Source organism: Clostridiales bacterium, from assembly GCA_014799665.1.
GTDB lineage: Bacteria > Bacillota > Clostridia > Christensenellales > Pumilibacteraceae > Anaerocaecibacter.
On record JAAVHP010000027.1, the window covers coordinates 55,629 to 73,309 of the forward strand.

Genomic DNA, 17,681 nt, shown 5'->3' on the forward strand with positions numbered 1-17,681 from the left:
TTTACACTTCTTCGTTTTCACGCCGCTCGTCCTCTATTATTTCGCGTATCGCCGATATATCCGTTAGCAAGTCATTCAAACAAAACTTGATCGCCCTGCTTATTCTTTTACAAGGTTTCCGCGGCTCGTACTTTTCACAGCTGTCATGAATATTAACAACTGCAACCTTTTTACAGCACCAACCGACCTTTGTTTTATTAAACTGCTTTACTCCCCTCGTATAAAACCTTTCAAGATTTTTGCATCTATAACAGGGGTTATGTTCGTTCTCCATGTTTTCTCCAAATCAAAATTTCTACAAAAATGTATAATTATATTATAATCTACAATTTTGTAGAAGTCAAGAAAAATCTACATATTTGTTGTAAAATGCATATAGGTAAATATTATGAAAAATTACGGTGAAGAACTCAAATACCAACGAAAACGGCGAAATAAAACGCTAATGCAAGTCGAAGCGGATACGGGAATAAGCAATTCCAATCTCAGCCGCTGGGAAAACGGCAAGGTTTTGCCAAATATAGATTTTTGTGTTATATTAGCCGATTACTACGGCATAACGCTTGATGAGCTTATCGGTAGAGATAAGCATAATAACGGATAAATTAAGAATGCCCTCATCCACCGCAAGCGGTCCCCCTTCCCCATTTGGGGAAGGGGGAGTTCGTCAGACTTTTTCACATTTTTCAATCAAACAAAAAGCCGTATCAAGAGTAAAAGCTTGATACGGCTTTATTCATATTCGCTTAAAGTTTTCTTTGCTTCTTCCTTGTTCACAAGAAAGAAGACACGAAACAAAAAAGCAACGCCGATCATAACGATAGACGTTGCTTTCTTTACTTAGCATTAAACGTAAAAGTTTCTTGCCTACTTCTTTTCAAAGAAGTAGGGAAAAATTACACTAACTCGATAAGCGCTTCTTCGGCAGCGTCGCCGCGGCGCGCGCCGAGTTTAAGCACGCGGGTATAGCCGCCGCTGCTGTTGGTATCGATATTCCGCTGCGAATAGCGGATAGCGTACACGTTGAAGATCTTCTCGATCAGCGGGTGCTGAACGTCCTTAGTGCGCTCACGGAACGCCGCTTTGGTCTCGCCGGGCTTCTGCGTTTCGGGCGGATCGTAGACCATAGCCATGATCTTACGACGCGCGGCGAGCCGCTTTTCGCCGTCGAGAATGGTCTCGACCTCGATCTTCTTGCCCTTCTTATCGACCGAAGTCTTGACTTCTTTCTTGACGTCAAGCACGGTATCGACAGCGAGCTGAATGATTTTATCCGCAAGGCGCGAGACCTCTTTGGCACGCGCGTAGGTCGTAGTAATCTTCTCGTTCCACAACAGTGCGGTTACCTGATTGCGCAAAAGCGCGTTGCGTCTGTCGGTGGGGAGGGAAAGTTTTCTCTGTTCCATAATTGTTACGTTTCTCCTATATTAGTCTTCCGAAGCCCTAAGATCAAGCCCAAACCCGCGGAGCTTGGCGATAACCTCGTCGAGCGATTTTCTGCCGAGGTTGCGGACTTTAAGCATATCCTCCTCGGTCTTGCGGGTGAGGTCGGCGACGGTATGGATACCCGCGCGTTTCAAGCAGTTATAGCTGCGCACGGACAAATCCATTTCCTCGATGTTCATTTCGAGCACTTTTGCCTGACGGTCTTCCGAGCGCGACACCAAAATGTCCATGCCCGAAATGGTATCAGACAGCGCTACGAACAGTTTCACGTGGTCTTCGAGCGCCTTGGCGGCAAGCGAGAGCACGTCCTTAGCGGACAGACTGCCGTCGGTCTTGACGTTTATAGTGAGCTTGTCGAAGTCCATCGACTGCCCTACGCGCGTGGGCTCGACCGAGTACGACGCGAACTTGACGGGCGTGAATATGGCGTCGATCGGGATATAGCCGATCGGGCGAGACGGGTCTTTAAGCTCATCGGCTACGACGTAGCCCCTGCCCTTACCGACGTAAAGCGTCATATCGAGCTTGGCGCCCTCGTCGAGCGTGCACAAATACAGATCGGGATTGAGCACTTCGATCTCGGGATCGACGTCGATATCCGCGGCGGTGACGGGACCTGCCGCTGTTTTTTGGATATGCAGCTCTTTTACGAGCGTTTTATCCTGATAGTTCGCTTTGAGGTTGAGCGATTTAAGATTGAGAATGATCTCCGCCACGTCCTCTTTAACGCCTTTGACGGTCGAGAACTCGTGGTCGACGCCTTCGATCATGATACCGATGACCGCCGCGCCGGGAAGATTGGATAACAATACTCGCCTAAGCGCGTTACCGAGCGTGTGGCCGTAGCCGCGGTCAAGCGGCTCTACGACGAACTTGCCGGTACGGTAGCCCTCGGTTTCTTCCATCGTTATTCTCGGCATTTCGATTTCCATCATGGCTTAGATACTCCTTATTACTTGGAATACAACTCGACTATGAGCTGCTCGTTAATGTTGAGGTCGATATCGTCGCGCTTGGGATTGTCAACGATCTTACCGACGAAGTTCTCGGTATCGAACGTGACCCACTTGGGCATGACGATCTTCGCTCCGCGCAGTTCTTTGAACAACGCATTGTCGCGGCTGGTCTCACGAATGGATATCTCGTCGCCGAGCTTGATCTGGTACGACGGAATGTCTACGCGCTTGCCGTTGACAAGGATATGCCCGTGGTTGACGATCTGGCGCGCCATCTTGCGCGAAGCGCCGATTCCCATACGGAAAACAACGTTATCCAAACGCTTTTCGAGCATGGCGAGCATATTCTCGCCGGTAACGCCTTTCTTGGCGACCGCTTTTTCGTAATACTCGCGGAACTGTTTTTCGAGTACGCCGTAAGCGCGCTTGACCTTTTGCTTCTCGCGCAACTGCGTGTTATACTCACTGTTCTTTTTCCGCGTAAGCGCGTGCACGCCGGGCGGAACGGGTCTGCGCTCCATAGCGCATTTCTTGGATACACAGCGCTCGCCCTTTAAGAAAAGCTTCTGACCTTCCCTGCGGCACTGCCTGCAATCTGCACAAATATTTCTTGCCATAATCTATGCTTCTCCTTAAACTCTGCGGCGTTTGGGGGGACGGCACCCGTTGTGAGGAATGGGCGACACGTCGTTGATCTCGGTGACGGCAAGCCCTACGACTTCCATAGCGCGGATGGCGCTCTCTCTGCCGGGACCGGGGCCTTTAACGAACACCTTGACCGAACGCAAGCCGTGCTCCATTGCTCTACGCGCGGCTTCCTCAGCCGCCATCTGCGCCGCGTACGGCGTGGACTTACGCGAGCCGCGAAATTTAAGCGCGCCCGCCGAGCAAGCGGCTATCGCATTGCCCTGCTCGTCCGTAACGGTAACGATCGTGTTATTGAACGACGCGTGGATATGAACGCAACCTTTATCGATATTCTTAGTGACCTTCTTTTTGGTCGTCGTCTTCTTAACTGCCATGGCTTAGCGCTCCTTCTTCTTGCTGCGCGAAACGGTGCGCTTCGGTCCCTTGCGGGTGCGCGCGTTCTGCTTGGTGTTTTGACCGCGAACGGGAAGGTTCTTACGATGCCTTACGCCGCGGTAGCAGCCTATATCTTTAAGCCGCTTGATGTTGAGCTCGACTTCGCGGTGAAGATCGCCTTCCGTCTTGATATTCTTGTCGATATAAGTACGGAGCGCGTTTTCCTGATCACCGGTCAAGTCCTTAACGCGAATGTCGGGGCTGATACCCGTCGCTTCGAGAATTTTGTTCGCCGTGGGACGGCCGATACCGTAGATGTACGTCAAGCCGATCTCGATACGCTTGTCCTTGGGCAAATCAATACCTGCAATTCTTGCCACTTTTTGTCTCCTTGAAAGTTTTGAAAAGATTTATATTTGCTCGCTCCGTCACGAAGCGTGTGGAATGTCGCGCCCGTGATTAAGCGGTGTTTAGCAAATTAGGGAACAGGGCACAGGGCATAGGGGTCAGGGAATGTCTAATTTAATTGTTACCTCTATGACTGTGCAATATTAATAAGTGCGTATCTTTGAGTGCGGAGATGCGAGTTAGGCAAGGAAGTCCGAGCGCCGACCGACGGGAGTGTACACCGAAGTACATGACCGAGGGCGGCGCGACGGCTGACGCCGCATAACGACGCATACACGCGCTCAAAGAATTAACCTTGACGCTGTTTATGGCTCGGGTTCTTGCTGCAAATGACCATAACTTTGCCGTGACGGCGAATGACCTTGCATTTATCGCACATGGGTTTTACGGAAGATCTTACTTTCATGATTTTTACTCCTGTGAAAGATTGTTACTTGTTTCGGGTGAAGCTTAGTTCTTGCTTCTGAACGTTATTATGCCTTTCGTTATATCATACGGCGATATCGCCACTTTGACTCTGTCACCCAACAACACCTTGATGTAGTTGACGCGCATTTTACCCGCGATGGTGCAGAGCACGATTGCACCGTTATCGAGCTTTACCTTGAACTTAGTTCCCGGCAAGCATTCCTCGACGGTGCCTTCGGTTTCGATATTGTCACTTCTCGGCATACAACCTCCTATCCGATACGTATTGTTTTATTCGCTTTTTAAGCGTTGCGTTTGTCGGGTTTTTTATGCCGCTCTCCGCGACTACCCGTAAATGCCGTTTTCGTTTGAGCTTGGGCTTTTCCATGCCGCGGCTCTTGCCGTCCGCTATCAGCACGAACTCGTCGCCCGCCTGTGCCACCACTACGAACGGTTTGCCCGCGTCGTGACCTTTCAGGCTGATCACTATATCGCCGATTTGCATGAGTTGCACAATCCTTGTTTAGTGTAGTGTGTCGAACGGTTACAGTGTTAAGATCTCGGGCTCGCCGTCGGTTACTATAACCGTGTTCTCGTAGTGCGCGGCGTTGCTCTTGTCCTTAGTGCGGACCGTCCACTTATCGCGCTCGACGTACACGCGCCAGTCGCCGCGGGTTATCATCGGCTCGATACATATACACAAGCCGTTCCTAAGCGGTGCGCCCGTGCCGCGCTTGCCGAAGTTGGGGACTTCCGGCGGCTCGTGCATTTCGTGCCCGATACCATGACCGGTCAGCGCACGTACCACGCCGTAGCCGTGAAGCTCGGTGTAGAGCTGGACGGCGCTCGATATATCGCCTACGCGGTTGCCCGCTTTCGCGTATTCGAGTCCGACGAAGAACGCTTTCTCGGCTGCGTCGATGAGCGCTAAGTCGTCCGCTTTGACGTTGCCGACCGCGAAGGTCCGCGCCGCGTCGCCCTGGTATCCGTTCAAAAGTGCGGTAATGTCGACAGACACTATGTCGCCGTCCTTGACCGTCGCAAGCGACGGTATGCCGTGGACGACCACGTCGTTTACCGATATGCACGAGGCGTTGGGATATCCCTCAAACCCCTTGCTCGACGGCGTTGCGCCGAAAGACCGTATGACTTCTTCCACAACCGCGTCGATTTCGAGCGTCGTTACGCCCGGTTTAATGAACTTGCCCGCCGCTTCGAGCGCCGCTTTTACTACGCGGCTCGCCGCGCGCATTCCGTCGCGCTCTTTTTCGGACTTGACTATCATTTAAGCGCCGCCTCGATAGATTTGTTTACTTCGTCTATCGCCTGCATTCCGTCGATGTTCTTTAACAGACCTTTCGCCTGATAGTAATCGACGAGCGGTGCGGTGTTCTCGTTGTAGACTTTGAGCCTGTTCTCCACGACTTCGCGCTTGTCGTCGTCGCGGATAACGAGCTTGTCGCCGCACGCCTTGCAGATCCCGTCGGGCGCGTCCTGCGCGCTCGTCGTATATCCGCATTTGAGGCAGACCCTGCGGCTTGCCATGCGGTCGGCGAGCTTGTTAAGGTCGGTGACGAGGTTGAGCGCGACGTCGATACTGACTATCTCGCTGAGCGCGTCCGCCTGTGCCTTGGTGCGCGGGAAACCGTCGAGAAGAAAGCCTTTTTTGCAGTCGGCCTGCTCGATCCTGTTCTTTAACAGTGCGAGCACCAGCTCGTCGGGAACAAGCTTGCCTGCGTCCATGTACGCTTTCGCCTGCTTGCCGAGCTCCGTCCCGTCCGCTATGTTCTTGCGTAATAGGTCGCCCGTCGAGATGTGCGGTATATTGTGCGTTTTGCAGATGAGCGCCGCTTGCGTGCCTTTGCCGCTGCCCGGCGCACCCATGATTATGAGATTCATGTGTCTCCTTTTTTTCGTTACTTCTTTTGAAAAAGAAGTAACCAAGAAAACTTTACGTTGGAAAATGAATAAGTGTGTTGTTGCTTAGTCAAATTTTGCGTAGTCGCGTCGCAGACGGGCAACAGTCGGTGAGGCGCCGACGGGAGTGTACTTCGCGTACATGACCAAGGCGCCGAGGCGAACGTAGCCCGTATCCGACGATGAATACGCAAAATTTATTTCAAGAAGCCTTTGTACTGCTTCATCATCAACTGACTTTGCAGCTGCTTATCGAATTCGAGCGCGACCGAAACGACGATCAGCATACCCGTTGCGGAGAACGCATTGACAAGCGTCGGGTTATCGAGCACTGCCGCGAATATGACCGACGGCACGAGTGCGATAAACATAAGGAAGAACGCGCCGAACAGTGTGAGGCGTTTGCTTATTCTAGCGAGGTACTCGGTAGTGGGTTTGCCCGGGCGAATACCGTTGATAAAGCCGCCGTACTGTTGGATATTGCGCGAGATGTCCTCGGGATTGAACTCGATCTGTGCGTAGAAATACGAGAAGAACAGAATGAGCAATGCGACGAGGATATAATAGATGGGGTACTTACTGCCCGCGCCCAGCCACGTCGACCACCAGGCATAGAAACTGCTTTCGGGTGCAACGAGCTGCGCTATCATTTGCGGGAAAGTAATGAGCGCCGTCGCGAAGATGATCGGCATAACGCCGCTCGCGTTGAGCTTGATGGGAATGAACGTGCTCTGTCCGCCGTACTGCTTTCTGCCTTTTATCTGCTTGGCGTACTGAACGGGCACTCTGCGCTCCGCGCTGTCCACGAACACGATGAGCATGAACACTGCGATAACCATGACGGCAAAACCGACAAGATCCCATGCCGCGTACGCCGCTTCTTCTGCCGAGCCGGTAAACGCAACCGTGAATTGTGCGATGATCGAGCGTCCCGCCGAAGCGATGATACCGACGAAGATCAAAAGGCTTATACCGTTGCCGATACCGTAATCGGTGATGCGCTCGCCCAACCACATGGTGAGCATAGAGCCCATAACGAGAAGTACAACAACGAATATAGCGATGAGCCAGGTCTGGGTCATAGGACCGAACACGGTGTTCGACAGCATACCGCCGCGCGCGTACGATACCGTAACGCCTATCGCCTGCGCAAGCGCGAGCGCGATAGTGATATAGCGCGTGATCTGCGTGATCTTTTTCCTGCCCTCGTCGCCCTGCTTCTGGTATTCTTGAAGCCGCGGGATAGCAACCGACAAGAGCTGCAAAATAATTGACGCATTGATATACGGCGTTATACCGATAGCGAACAACGCGCCGTTAGCAAGCGCGTTACCCGTGATACCGTTAAGCAGTCCCAAAAGCCCTTCCGTAGCAGTGCCCGAATCCACAGTCGGGTCAATACCCGGAACAGGTATCCAGCAACCCAAGCGGTATACAAAGAGCAGCGCAAGCGTGATCAAGATCTTGATGCGCACCTCTTTGTTTTTGAAAGCGTTTTTTAGCGTTTCAAACATTAGATGACCTCAACAGTGCCGCCCGCTTTTTCGATCTTCTCTTTTGCGGACGCGGTAAACTTCGCCGCTTTGACCGTAAGCTTTTTGGTCAGCTCGCCGTCGCCGAGCACTTTAAGCCCGTACGCTTCGACCTTTTTAACGATACCCGTTTCGACCAAAAGTTTAAGATCGACGACCGTGCCGTCGTCAAACTCGTTGAGCTTGTCAACGTTGATAACCGAAAATTCCTTTTGGAACTTGTTGTTAAAGCCGCGCTTAGGCAAACGACGCATAAGCGTGATCTGTCCGCCCTCGAACCCGGGACGAACGCCGCCACCGCTGCGCGCCCATTGACCTTTATGACCTTTACCGGAAGTTTTACCGAGTCCCGAACCAATACCTCTGCCAAGTCTCTTGGCTTTGGTACGCGAGCCGTCAGCCGGCATAAGTGCGTGCATTTTCATAATTAAGCCTCCGTTACGGTGACAAGATGGCTGACAACATTGATCATGCCGCGCATAGCGGGCGTGTCGTCGACCGTCACCGTTTGGTGAATCTTTTTAAGCCCCAACGCCTCAACCGTGCGCTGCTGCTTTACCAAGCGTCCCGCCGTGCTCTTAACAAGCGTGACGTTAAGCTTCTTGGTTTCGTTTTCTGCTTTCTTAGCCATGTTTATCTCCATATAATAGTGAAGAATGTCGTTGCACATATCTTTATATAAAGTATACGTGCAACAAGTAGTCGACGAGCAATGCGGCGTATCACCGCGAACTCAAACCGACTTGCTTTTTTAGTGTAGGCGCGGCATAGACAAGGAAGTCCGAGCGCCGACCGACGGGAGTGTACACCGAAGTACATGACCGAGGGCAGCGCGACGGCTGACGCCGTATATGCCGATGCATACGCCAAAAAAGTTAAAGGATTTCGTCGACAGTCTTGCCCCTCAACGCCGCCACCTGATCGAGCGTTCTCAAACCTTCGAGCGCTTTCATGGTAGCCTTAACAACGTTGATCGGGTTACGCGAGCCGTAGCACTTGGTCGTGATGTTATTGATACCGCAAAGTTCGAGCACCGCACGCACGCTACCGCCGGCGATAACGCCTTTACCTTCGGGAGCGGGACGAAGCAAGACCTTGCTGCAAGAGAACTCGCCGACCGTTTCGTGCGGGATAGCCGTGCCGTTAAGCGCGATCTTTTTCATATCGCGGCGCGCCGCCTGCTCGGCTTTCTTGATCGCCTCGGGAACCTCGGTCGCCTTGCCCATGCCGATACCGACTCTGCCCTTGCCGTCACCGGCAACGACGAGCGCGGCGAAGCTGCTGTTACGACCGCCCTTAACGACCTTACTTACCCTGCGGGTAGTGACGAGCTTGGTTTTGATCCCGTCGTCAACGACGTCCTTTTCTCTTTTCTTTCTAAATTCTTCGCGTGCCATGATAACTCCTTAGAATTTAAGCCCGGCGTTTCTCGCCGCGTCCGCAAGTGCTTTGACTCTGCCCGTGTACAGGTATCCGCCGCGATCGAACACGACTTCTATGATGCCCTGTTTCTGAGCCTTTTGAGCAACGTCGCTGCCGACGAACTCAGCTTGCTGGGTTTTGGTTTTGCCGTCGAGGTTAGCGCCCTTAACGAGCGTGCTGCTCGAACACAGCGTTACGCCTTTTACGTCGTCGATGACCTGCGCATAGATATGGCTGGTCGAACGGTAAACCGCAAGGCGCGGACGCGCGGCAGTGCCTTTTATGTCGTTACGCAGGCGCGCGTGGCGCTTCATGCGAACTTTATTTTTATCGATTTTCTTAATCATAAGACACTCTCCTATTTCTTGCCTGCGGTCTTAGCCTCTTTGCGGAGGACCTTTTCAGTGCTGTAATGCAGACCGTAACCGTGATAGGGCTCGACGGGACGCTTGGACTTGATCTGAGCTGCGACCTCGCCGACGAACTCCTTGCTGATACCGCTGACGACGATGGTGAGCGGATCGGGGCAAGTGATCGTAATGCCTTCGGGGATAGTGTATTCCACAGGCTTGCTGTAACCGATGTTCATAACGAGCTTGTTGCCCGTTACGGCGCATTTGTAACCGACGCCCGCCACGATAAGCGTTTTGGTGAAAGCGTTCTGCACGCCCGCTACCATGTTGGCGATGAGCTGACGGTACAAACCGTGGTAAGCACGGGTTTGCTTATCTTCGTTAGCGCGCTCGACGTTGACCACGCCCGCGCCGATAACGACGTTAATATCCTTACTGACGATTTCCTGTTTGAGCTCGCCCAGCTTGCCCTTGACGGTGACGACACCGTTCTCGAAGCTGACCGTAACGCCGGCGGGAACGTCAATATGTTTTCTGCCAATTCGCGACATTGTAATTCGACCTCCTACCACACGTAGGCGAGCACTTCGCCGCCTATTTTGAGCTCGCGCGCTTTCTTGTCGGTCATGACGCCGCGCGAGGTGGAAATTATCGCTATGCCGTAGCCGCCGAGAACCTTGGGAAGATTGTCGCTTCCGCAGTAGACGCGCAGACCGGGCTTGCTTATGCGTTTAAGATTGGTAATGGCGTTCGTGTTGCCGCTGTATTTGAGCACAACCTTAATATTGCTGTGCCCCTTGTCCTCGACGATCTCGCTCGAAGCGACGAAGCCCTCGTTGACCAGAATGTCGACTATCGACTTTTTCATCTTGGACGCGGGTATCGATACGGTTTCATGACGCGCCGTAATAGCGTTGCGAATTCTCGTGAGCAAATCCGCGATAGGATCTGTTGTAACCATAACTTATACCCTCCTTACCAGCTCGACTTCTTTACGCCGGGGATTTCTCCCTTGTACGCAAGATCGCGAAAGCAAATTCTGCAAATGCCGTACTTTCTGAGCACGGAATGCGGTCTGCCGCAGATACTGCAACGCGTGTAAGCGCGCGTCGAGTACTTAGGCGTTCTTTGCTGTTTATTTATCATCGCTTTTTTAGCCATAATTTTCTCCTTAATTCTTGAACGGCATGCCGAGCTTGGTGAGAAGAAGTTTCGCCTCTTCGTCAGTCTCTGCGGTCGTGACCACGTCGACGTCGAACCCGCGGATCTTCTCGATCAGTTCGTACGAGATCTCGGGGAAGATCGTTTGATCCTTGATACCGAGCGCGTAGTTGCCTCTGCCGTCGAACGACTTGCCCGAGATACCGCGGAAGTCGCGGACGCGGGGAAGCGCTATCGACACAAGCCTGTCGAAGAACTCGTAAGCCATTTCGCCGCGGAGCGTAACCTTGATCGCTATGGACTGACCTTCGCGAAGCTTGAAGTTACTGACCGACTTTTTGGCTTTTACGAGCACGCTGCGCTGACCGGCGATAGCGTCGAGCTCGGCTTGTGCGAGCTGGATGCTCTTGGAATTGTCCTTGATATCGCCCAAACGCATATTGAGCACGATCTTGACGAGCTTGGGAACCTGATTAACGTTCTTATAGCCGCACTCTTTCATGAGCTGGGGAACGATCTCCGCTTTATAGCGTTTGTGAAGTCTGTAACGCTCGGGATTGTTCGATTTTACGGGCTTGCCGCTTGCCGCGGTCGTGCCTTCCGCCTTTTTGGCTTTGGTCGATTTTTCTGCCATTACCGTTTACTCCTTACTCTGTTTTACCGTCCGAATTTTCTTCGACGGGAACGTCGGCTTTCTTCGCCGCGGTCTTCTTAGCCGCAGGCTTTTTCGCCGCTTTCTTCTCGGTCTCGGGCGCGGCGGCTTCCTGTTCTTCTACCGCTTCGTCCTTAGCCTTTTTTGTTTTCGCCTTGTCCGCTTTCTTGGACTTTTTGTCGGCTTTCTGGTTCACGTCCAGACTCGCGCCGCACTTGGCGCAAACACGCACGTTCTTGCCCTCGATCTCCTGATGGCGAACGCGGACGCTCTTGCCGCACGACGGGCAGATGATCTGTACGTTGCTGCCGTCGATAGGCGCTTCCACCTTCTTCTTGCCGCCCTGGTCGGTTGCCGAACGGGGTTTGAGGTGGTGGGTCGCAATGTTGACGCCCTCGACAAGCACCTTGTTGGTCTTGGGATCGGTCGCAAGGACCTTGCCCGTTTTGCCTTTATCTTTGCCCGTCAAAACCTTGACGTTGTCGCCTTTCCTGACGTTGAGATTGTTCATTAGAATAAATCCTCCAATTACAGCACTTCGGGCGCCAAAGATATGATCTTGGTGAAGTCGCGGTCGCGCAGCTCACGCGCTATGGGCCCGAAGATACGGGTGCCGCGCGGCTGTTTCTGATTGTCTATAATAACGGCGGCGTTGTCGTCGAAACGAATGTGCGAGCCGTCGGGACGGTTCACGCCCGAATGCGTGCGAACAATAACCGCCTTAACGACGTCACCCTTTTTAACGGTGCCGCCCGGCTGAGCGGACTTGACCGACGCAGTGATGATGTCGCCGATATTGCCGCTCTTTCTGAGCGACCCGCCCATGACCTGTATGCACATTATTTCCTTAGCGCCGGTGTTGTCGGCAACTTTAAGATACGATTGAGGTTGTATCATGATTTGCTCATGCTCCTTGATTGTATATTGTCTGGTTTATCGAAAAGCGTTCCCGTTCTCTATATACAGAACGTATGTGAGAGTGCGGAGATGCGAGCAAGACGAACAGCTGGCGCCGAGGCGCGACGGGAGTGTACATAGACGTACATGACCGAGCGCCGAGAAGCACGCAGTTCGTATTGCGACGCATACACGCGCTCGAACTTACTTCGCCTTTTCGATAATCTTACTCACCCGCCAGCACTTATCCTTAGAGATAGGTCTGGTCTCGGTGATTTCCACTCTGTCGCCGACGCCGCACTCGTTGTTCTCGTCGTGCGCCTTAAAACGCTTTACGCGCGTGACCGTCTTTTTGTAGAGCGGGTGCTTGTACTTTTCCACGACCGAAACGACGATCGTTTTGTCCATTTTGTCGGACACAACTAAGCCTTCACGCGTCTTTCTATCGTTGCGTTCCATTATTTGGCCTCCTTATTCGCGCGGAGTTCACGTTCTCTTATAACCGTCTTGACGCGAGCTATATCGCGCTTGACGTTGGTTATCTGCTTGGGGTTGGACAGCTGACCGGTCGCGTGCGAAAATCTGAGGTTGAACAGCTCCTGTTTGAGCTCGGTGAGCTTTTGTTGAAGCTCGTCGTCTCTTAACTCATGAACTTTCTCTTTCATTATTCGACCTCCTTGACTTCGCCGTTATCCGTAGCGACGTCCTCTTCCTTCTTGGCGATCTTGCAGCGCACGGGGAGCTTGTAGCTCGCAAGCCTCAACGCTTCGCGCGCGATAGGCTCGGCAACGCCCGCCATTTCGAACATGACCGTGCCCGGCTTAACGACCGCCGCCCAATATTCGGGCGCGCCCTTACCGCTACCCATACGGGTGTCGGCGGGTTTCTTGGAATACGGCTTGTGGGGGAAGATATTGATCCAAACCTTACCGCCACGCTTGGTGTAACGCGTCATCGCGACACGCGCCGCCTCTATCTGGTTAGAAGTAATTCTGCCGGGATCCTCGCTGACAAGCGCGAACTCGCCGTACGAAATCGTATTATTGCGAGCCGCTTTGCCCTTCATTCTGCCGCGCTGGACCCTGCGGTGTTTGACTTTGTTGGGACTTAACATTTATACGCCCTCCTTCGCTTCGGCGGCGTCGGTCTTAGCCGCGGGCTGCGGCGTTGCGCCGAGTACGTCGCCCTTATAGATCCACACTTTAACGCCGAGAACGCCGAACGTGGTACGCGCAATGGTGTAGCCGTAGTCGATGTCCGCACGAAGCGTTTGCAGCGGGATAGAGCCTTCCTGGTAATGCTCGGCGCGCGCGATTTCCGCACCGTCGAGACGACCGCCGACCTGAACCTTAACACCCTTCGCGCCCGCGTGCATAGCCTTAGACATAGCCTGCTTCATGGTGCGACGGAAGAACGCGCGCTTTTCGAGCTGAGCGGCAATGCTCTCTGCGAGAAGCTTGGCGTTGAGGTCGGGGTGCTTGACTTCGATAATATTGACGTAGATCTTCTTATCGCCGACAAGCTTTTCCAAATTCTTTTTGAGTTCGTCGATACCTACGTGCTTCTGTCCGATGATCTTGCCGGGGAACTGCGCGTGAATGGATACCTGAACCTTGCCCTGCGGCCGCTCGATAACAACCTTGCTCACGCCGCACGATTTGTATTTATTCTCGATATGCTCGCGGATCTTGTGATCTTCGAGAACGAACGAAGCAAATTCCTGCTTGCTCGCATACCATTGCGAATTCCATTTGTCAATGACGCCGACGCGCAAACCGTGGGGATTAACCTTTTGACCCATGATTATTTATCCTCCTTGGTGTCGAGAATGACCGTGATGTGGCTGGTGCGCTTCAAGATATGATGCGCTCTGCCCTTGCTGACCGGCTGGAAGCGTTTAAGCGTAGGGCCGATATCGGCATAGGCTTCTGCCACGTACAAGTCGTCGACGGACAAGCCTTTGTTGTGTTCGGCGTTAGCCGCGGCGGAATTGAGCACTTTGAACACCTGTTCGCTCGCCGCCTTGGGCGTCGCTTGGAGTATAGCCATGGCTTCCGCTACGTTGCGGCCGCGAATGAGCGCGAGCACGATGCGGACCTTATCGGGCGCAATGCGAACGTGCTTAGCCGTAGCGAACGGACGCTGCTCGCGCCGCTCTTCTACTCTTGCGGTTTTTTCTTTCATTCTTTTTGCCATTACCGTTCTCCTTATCTACCTTTGGTCTTGCTCTCGCCTGCGTGACCGAGGAAGGTACGCGTGGGAGCGAACTCGCCCAGCTTATGCCCGACCATATCGGCGGTAACGTATACCGGCACAAACTTCTTGCCGTTGTGTACGGCAAAGGTAAGACCTATGAATTGAGGGAATATCGTGGACGCGCGCGACCAGGTTTTGATCGGGCGTTTGTCCTGAACTTCCGCCATAGCCTCAGCTTTTTTCATGAGTTTGGCGTCAACATAGTAACCTTTTTTTGTCGATCTTGACATATCTTAAAGCTCCTTAATTTATGCGCTTGACAATGAACTTGTCGGACGCCTTGTGCTTGCTTCTCGTCTTCTTACCGAGCGTCGGCTTGCCCCAAGGCGATACGGGACTGGGTCTGCCTATCGGGCTCTTACCCTCGCCGCCGCCATGCGGGTGATCGCAGGGGTTCATAACAACGCCGCGGACGGTGGGCTTAACGCCCATATGGCGTTTGCGGCCCGCCTTACCCAAGGAAACGAGCTCGTGGTCGAGGTTACCGACCTGACCGATCGTCGCCTTGCAGCGTTGGAGCACCATACGCATTTCGCCGCTGGGAAGACGAAGCGTTGCATACTTGCCTTCCTTAGCCATGAGCTGTGCCGCAGCGCCTGCCGTTCTCGCCATCTGACCGCCACGGCCGGGCAGCATCTCGATGTTGTGAACGAGCGTACCTACGGGGATGTTCGCAAGCGGCAAGCAGTTACCCGCTTTAATGTCCGCGCCCTCGCCCGAGATAACAGTGTCGCCCTTTTGCAGTCCGAGCGGCGCCAAGATATAACGCTTTTCGCCGTCGGCATAGTGAAGAAGAGCTATGAACGCCGTGCGGTTGGGATCGTACTCGACGGTCGCGACCTTGGCGGGAATGTTGTCCTTATTGCGCTTGAAATCGATAACGCGGTACTTTTGACGGTTGCCGCCGCCGATATGGCGCACTGTGATTTTGCCCGAGAAGTTACGTCCACCCTTGTGGCTCTGCTCCCTCAACAGGGGCTTATACGGCTTGTCGCCGGTGAGCTCGGGCGCGGCGATGACGGTTTTGAACCGCGTGCCGGGCGTAATCGGTTTATATCTCTTAATAGCCATTGTTATTCACCTCTTACGAAAGCGTTTCGAAGAACGGGATCGCCTTCGAATCGGGATTGAGCGTAACGTACGCTTTCTTGCCCTTGGACGTGTAACCGCCCGTTCTGCCTTGACGCTTGTACTTGCCGCGAACGTTAACTACGTTTACGCTCTCGACTTTAACGTCGAACGCGCTCTCGACGGCAGCTTTGATCTGCGTCTTGTCCGCGCGGCGGTCTACCATGAATACGTAACGCTTGGCGTTAACGCCGTCGTTCGACTTTTCGGTGAGTACCGGACGAATGATGATATCCTGTGCTATCATTGTGCCGCTACCTCCTTAGCAGTGTATTTTTGTTCGAGCGCCTTGATAGCGTCGACGGTCGTGAGCATGACCGCATTGGCGACAACGTCGTAAACGCTGAGCTGTTCGCTCGCCGCCGTTCTGACCTTTTCTAAGTTCTGCGAAGCGCGAAGCGCGTTTACGCTGCCGTTGGGCAGGACCAAAAGCACACGGCTTTCGAGTTTGAGCGCTTTAAGCACCGCTGCCATCTGCTTGGTCTTAGGCTCGATTTCGAGCTTGTCGAGAACGATAAGGTTGCCGTCCGAAAGCTTGGCGGAAAGCGCGGAAGTAAGTGCGTTCATTCTGACAAGCTTGTTGATCTTTTTGCGGAAGCTTCTGGGCTTCGGGGCGAAAACTACGCCGCCGCCCTTCCACTGCGGTGCGCGGATAGAGCCTTGACGGGCGTTACCCGTGCCCTTTTGACGCCACGGCTTTTTGCCGCCGCCGGTGACCTCGGTACGCGTGAGCGTGCTCTTGGTGCCCTGGCGCGCGTTAGCCATTTGCGCAACGACCGCCTGATGGATTATCGCTTCGTTATACTCGACGCCGAAAACGCTGTCGTCGAGCTCCATAGTGCCGGCAGAACTGCCGTCTTGCTTATATATCTTAATAGTAGGCATTGTTTAACTCTCCTCGACCTTATTTCACCGTCTCTTTAACGGTAACAAGTCCGCCCTTCGGTCCGGGCACGGCGCCGCGGATAAGCAGCACGCCGCGCGCCTGATCGACCTTGACGACTTTCAGGTTCTGAATGGTGACGTTCTCGTGACCGTACTGACCGGGCATTTTAAGGTTCTTAATGCGACGGGACGGGTTGGAGTTGGCGCCCGTAGAACCGACCTCGCGGTGAACGGGACCGGTACCGTGCGTCATTTTAAGACGGTGGTGGTTCCAACGCTTGATAACGCCGGTGAAACCTCTGCCCTTGGTAACGCCCGAAACGTCGACCATGTCGCCCGCTTCGAACATCGTGCAGTCGATAACGTTGCCAACCTCGTAGCTGTCCGCGTTCTCGTAACGGAACTCGCGGAGATAGCGCGCGGGCTTGGCTTTTGCTTTCTTATAAAGACCGGCTTCCGGCTTGTTAAGCTTACCTTCCTTGATTTCCTCGAACGCGCAAACAGCAGCGCTGTAACCGTTCTTTTCGACGGTGCGCTTGTCCACGACGGTCATAGGACCGCAAAGCACGACGGTAACGGGAATCGCTACGTCGTTTTCTCCGAAAATCTGCGTCATGCCGAGCTTCTTACCTAAAATTGCTTTTTTCATGATATTCGGCCCCCAATTACAGCTTTATCTTGATGTCTACGCCGGCGGGCAGGTCTAAACGCATGAGCGAATCGACCGTCTTGCCGGACGGACTGTATATATCGATAAGGCGGGAATAAGTTCTAAGCTCGAATTGTTCCCTCGAATCCTTATGCTTGTGAACAGAGCGAAGTATGGTCACGACTTCCTTTTGCGTGGGCAGCGGAATAGGACCGCAAACTTTCGACCCCGTCTGCTTGGCGGCGTCTACGATGCGCGCAGCCGAACTGTCGACTAGCTCGTGATCGTACGCTCTCAGTTTGATTCTGATTTTTTGGCTTGACATTGTTCGTTTCTCCTTGTGTCCGCTTTTGCGCCCACCCCAATATGTTGGGGCTTTTCACGCGCTCGGGCGTGCCGTTTTTTGTGAATTTTTTTCGGGGCTTCTCGGCCCCGACACCATCACAAAAGTTGCTACACTTTTCGCGTAGCCTAACTATTATAAACCATATACCTTACCTTGTCAACTGTTTTATATAAGATTATAAAAACTTTTTAAGAATTTTTTAGGGGATAGGGCTTAGGGGAAAGGGGTCAGGGAAGGATAAT

33 protein-coding genes and 1 pseudogene are annotated in these 17,681 nt (G+C 53.2%); 1 reads left to right on the forward strand and 33 read right to left on the reverse strand.

Annotated elements, in window-relative coordinates:
• Position 1: 1 nt before the first annotated feature.
• Positions 2–274 (reverse strand): hypothetical protein, encoded by a 273-nt coding sequence (locus HDT28_08380; GenBank protein MBD5132583.1) that lies wholly within the window; start codon positions 272–274, stop codon positions 2–4.
• A gap of 114 nt (positions 275–388) precedes the next feature.
• On the opposite strand from HDT28_08380, the gene HDT28_08385 reads away from it, so the two are divergent.
• A complete protein-coding gene (locus HDT28_08385) occupies positions 389–604 on the forward strand; it encodes a helix-turn-helix transcriptional regulator (protein MBD5132584.1) in 216 nt (71 codons plus the stop codon).
• Between the two features lie 292 nt (positions 605–896).
• Here HDT28_08385 and rplQ read toward each other — a convergent pair whose 3' ends face one another.
• From rplQ to rpsJ, 32 genes and pseudogenes are all read right to left on the reverse strand, one after another.
• Positions 897–1,409, reverse strand: a complete 513-nt coding sequence (gene rplQ / locus HDT28_08390; GenBank protein MBD5132585.1) for a 50S ribosomal protein L17 — start codon at positions 1,407–1,409, stop codon at positions 897–899.
• Positions 1,410–1,427: 18 nt separating this feature from the next.
• A complete protein-coding gene (locus HDT28_08395) occupies positions 1,428–2,381 on the reverse strand; it encodes a DNA-directed RNA polymerase subunit alpha (protein MBD5132586.1) in 954 nt (317 codons plus the stop codon).
• A 17-nt stretch (positions 2,382–2,398) separates the two neighbouring features.
• The gene (rpsD, locus tag HDT28_08400; GenBank protein ID MBD5132587.1) at positions 2,399–3,019 is read right to left on the reverse strand and encodes a 30S ribosomal protein S4; all 621 of its coding nucleotides are present in this window, start codon (positions 3,017–3,019) and stop codon (positions 2,399–2,401) included.
• A gap of 15 nt (positions 3,020–3,034) precedes the next feature.
• Positions 3,035–3,424, reverse strand: a complete 390-nt coding sequence (rpsK, locus tag HDT28_08405; GenBank protein MBD5132588.1) for a 30S ribosomal protein S11 — start codon at positions 3,422–3,424, stop codon at positions 3,035–3,037.
• 3 nt (positions 3,425–3,427) lie between these two features.
• Entirely contained in the window at positions 3,428–3,805 is a 378-nt protein-coding gene (rpsM, locus tag HDT28_08410; GenBank protein MBD5132589.1) for a 30S ribosomal protein S13, read from the reverse strand.
• Between the two features lie 317 nt (positions 3,806–4,122).
• Positions 4,123–4,239: a 50S ribosomal protein L36 gene (rpmJ, locus tag HDT28_08415; protein ID MBD5132590.1), complete on the reverse strand. Its 117-nt coding sequence runs from the start codon at positions 4,237–4,239 to the stop codon at positions 4,123–4,125.
• 44 nt (positions 4,240–4,283) lie between these two features.
• On the reverse strand, positions 4,284–4,505 hold the full coding sequence (infA, locus tag HDT28_08420; GenBank protein MBD5132591.1) for a translation initiation factor IF-1: 222 nt from the start codon (positions 4,503–4,505) through the stop codon (positions 4,284–4,286).
• Entirely contained in the window at positions 4,492–4,746 is a 255-nt protein-coding gene (locus HDT28_08425; GenBank protein MBD5132592.1) for a KOW domain-containing protein, read from the reverse strand. The genes infA and HDT28_08425 overlap by 14 nt, the downstream gene beginning before the upstream one ends.
• Positions 4,747–4,785: 39 nt before the next feature.
• Positions 4,786–5,526, reverse strand: coding sequence for a type I methionyl aminopeptidase (gene map / locus HDT28_08430; protein MBD5132593.1), 741 nt, complete (start codon positions 5,524–5,526; stop codon positions 4,786–4,788).
• Entirely contained in the window at positions 5,523–6,140 is a 618-nt protein-coding gene (locus tag HDT28_08435) for an adenylate kinase (GenBank protein ID MBD5132594.1), read from the reverse strand. Before HDT28_08435 ends, map begins: the two co-directional genes overlap by 4 nt.
• Positions 6,141–6,355: 215 nt before the next feature.
• Positions 6,356–7,672, reverse strand: coding sequence for a preprotein translocase subunit SecY (secY, locus tag HDT28_08440; GenBank protein MBD5132595.1), 1,317 nt, complete (start codon positions 7,670–7,672; stop codon positions 6,356–6,358).
• Positions 7,672–8,115: a 50S ribosomal protein L15 gene (gene rplO / locus HDT28_08445; GenBank protein MBD5132596.1), complete on the reverse strand. Its 444-nt coding sequence runs from the start codon at positions 8,113–8,115 to the stop codon at positions 7,672–7,674. The genes secY and rplO overlap by 1 nt, the downstream gene beginning before the upstream one ends.
• A 2-nt stretch (positions 8,116–8,117) precedes the next feature.
• Positions 8,118–8,321 carry a 50S ribosomal protein L30 gene (rpmD, locus tag HDT28_08450; GenBank protein ID MBD5132597.1) on the reverse strand — a complete coding sequence of 68 codons (204 nt, stop codon included), beginning with the start codon at positions 8,319–8,321 and terminating at the stop codon, positions 8,118–8,120.
• 244 nt (positions 8,322–8,565) lie between these two features.
• Positions 8,566–9,087: a 30S ribosomal protein S5 gene (gene rpsE / locus HDT28_08455; GenBank protein MBD5132598.1), complete on the reverse strand. Its 522-nt coding sequence runs from the start codon at positions 9,085–9,087 to the stop codon at positions 8,566–8,568.
• A gap of 9 nt (positions 9,088–9,096) precedes the next feature.
• Positions 9,097–9,459: a 50S ribosomal protein L18 gene (gene rplR / locus HDT28_08460; GenBank protein ID MBD5132599.1), complete on the reverse strand. Its 363-nt coding sequence runs from the start codon at positions 9,457–9,459 to the stop codon at positions 9,097–9,099.
• Between the two features lie 11 nt (positions 9,460–9,470).
• Complete coding sequence (rplF, locus tag HDT28_08465; GenBank protein MBD5132600.1) at positions 9,471–10,016, reverse strand: 50S ribosomal protein L6; 546 nt, start codon at positions 10,014–10,016, stop codon at positions 9,471–9,473.
• A gap of 14 nt (positions 10,017–10,030) precedes the next feature.
• Positions 10,031–10,426: a 30S ribosomal protein S8 gene (rpsH, locus tag HDT28_08470; protein ID MBD5132601.1), complete on the reverse strand. Its 396-nt coding sequence runs from the start codon at positions 10,424–10,426 to the stop codon at positions 10,031–10,033.
• Between the two features lie 14 nt (positions 10,427–10,440).
• Positions 10,441–10,626: a type Z 30S ribosomal protein S14 gene (locus HDT28_08475; GenBank protein MBD5132602.1), complete on the reverse strand. Its 186-nt coding sequence runs from the start codon at positions 10,624–10,626 to the stop codon at positions 10,441–10,443.
• A 10-nt stretch (positions 10,627–10,636) separates the two neighbouring features.
• The gene (gene rplE, locus HDT28_08480; GenBank protein ID MBD5132603.1) at positions 10,637–11,260 is read right to left on the reverse strand and encodes a 50S ribosomal protein L5; all 624 of its coding nucleotides are present in this window, start codon (positions 11,258–11,260) and stop codon (positions 10,637–10,639) included.
• A gap of 217 nt (positions 11,261–11,477) precedes the next feature.
• A pseudogene (locus HDT28_08485) lies at positions 11,478–11,789 on the reverse strand (50S ribosomal protein L24).
• 17 nt (positions 11,790–11,806) lie between these two features.
• The gene (gene rplN / locus HDT28_08490; protein MBD5132604.1) at positions 11,807–12,175 is read right to left on the reverse strand and encodes a 50S ribosomal protein L14; all 369 of its coding nucleotides are present in this window, start codon (positions 12,173–12,175) and stop codon (positions 11,807–11,809) included.
• Positions 12,176–12,379: 204 nt separating this feature from the next.
• Positions 12,380–12,634 carry a 30S ribosomal protein S17 gene (rpsQ, locus tag HDT28_08495; protein ID MBD5132605.1) on the reverse strand — a complete coding sequence of 85 codons (255 nt, stop codon included), beginning with the start codon at positions 12,632–12,634 and terminating at the stop codon, positions 12,380–12,382.
• A complete protein-coding gene (gene rpmC / locus HDT28_08500) occupies positions 12,634–12,840 on the reverse strand; it encodes a 50S ribosomal protein L29 (protein ID MBD5132606.1) in 207 nt (68 codons plus the stop codon). Before rpmC ends, rpsQ begins: the two co-directional genes overlap by 1 nt.
• Positions 12,840–13,289, reverse strand: coding sequence for a 50S ribosomal protein L16 (gene rplP / locus HDT28_08505; protein MBD5132607.1), 450 nt, complete (start codon positions 13,287–13,289; stop codon positions 12,840–12,842). Before rplP ends, rpmC begins: the two co-directional genes overlap by 1 nt.
• Positions 13,290–13,976: a 30S ribosomal protein S3 gene (rpsC, locus tag HDT28_08510; GenBank protein ID MBD5132608.1), complete on the reverse strand. Its 687-nt coding sequence runs from the start codon at positions 13,974–13,976 to the stop codon at positions 13,290–13,292.
• 2 nt (positions 13,977–13,978) lie between these two features.
• The gene (rplV, locus tag HDT28_08515) at positions 13,979–14,371 is read right to left on the reverse strand and encodes a 50S ribosomal protein L22 (protein ID MBD5132609.1); all 393 of its coding nucleotides are present in this window, start codon (positions 14,369–14,371) and stop codon (positions 13,979–13,981) included.
• 11 nt (positions 14,372–14,382) lie between these two features.
• Positions 14,383–14,661: a 30S ribosomal protein S19 gene (gene rpsS, locus HDT28_08520; protein ID MBD5132610.1), complete on the reverse strand. Its 279-nt coding sequence runs from the start codon at positions 14,659–14,661 to the stop codon at positions 14,383–14,385.
• A gap of 13 nt (positions 14,662–14,674) precedes the next feature.
• Positions 14,675–15,502, reverse strand: a complete 828-nt coding sequence (gene rplB / locus HDT28_08525) for a 50S ribosomal protein L2 (GenBank protein MBD5132611.1) — start codon at positions 15,500–15,502, stop codon at positions 14,675–14,677.
• Positions 15,503–15,515: 13 nt separating this feature from the next.
• Positions 15,516–15,806 (reverse strand): 50S ribosomal protein L23, encoded by a 291-nt coding sequence (rplW, locus tag HDT28_08530; GenBank protein MBD5132612.1) that lies wholly within the window; start codon positions 15,804–15,806, stop codon positions 15,516–15,518.
• Positions 15,803–16,444, reverse strand: coding sequence for a 50S ribosomal protein L4 (gene rplD, locus HDT28_08535; protein MBD5132613.1), 642 nt, complete (start codon positions 16,442–16,444; stop codon positions 15,803–15,805). Before rplD ends, rplW begins: the two co-directional genes overlap by 4 nt.
• Positions 16,445–16,463: 19 nt before the next feature.
• Complete coding sequence (rplC, locus tag HDT28_08540) at positions 16,464–17,093, reverse strand: 50S ribosomal protein L3 (GenBank protein MBD5132614.1); 630 nt, start codon at positions 17,091–17,093, stop codon at positions 16,464–16,466.
• Positions 17,094–17,109: 16 nt separating this feature from the next.
• Complete coding sequence (gene rpsJ, locus HDT28_08545) at positions 17,110–17,418, reverse strand: 30S ribosomal protein S10 (protein ID MBD5132615.1); 309 nt, start codon at positions 17,416–17,418, stop codon at positions 17,110–17,112.
• Between the last annotated feature and the right edge of the window lie 263 nt (positions 17,419–17,681).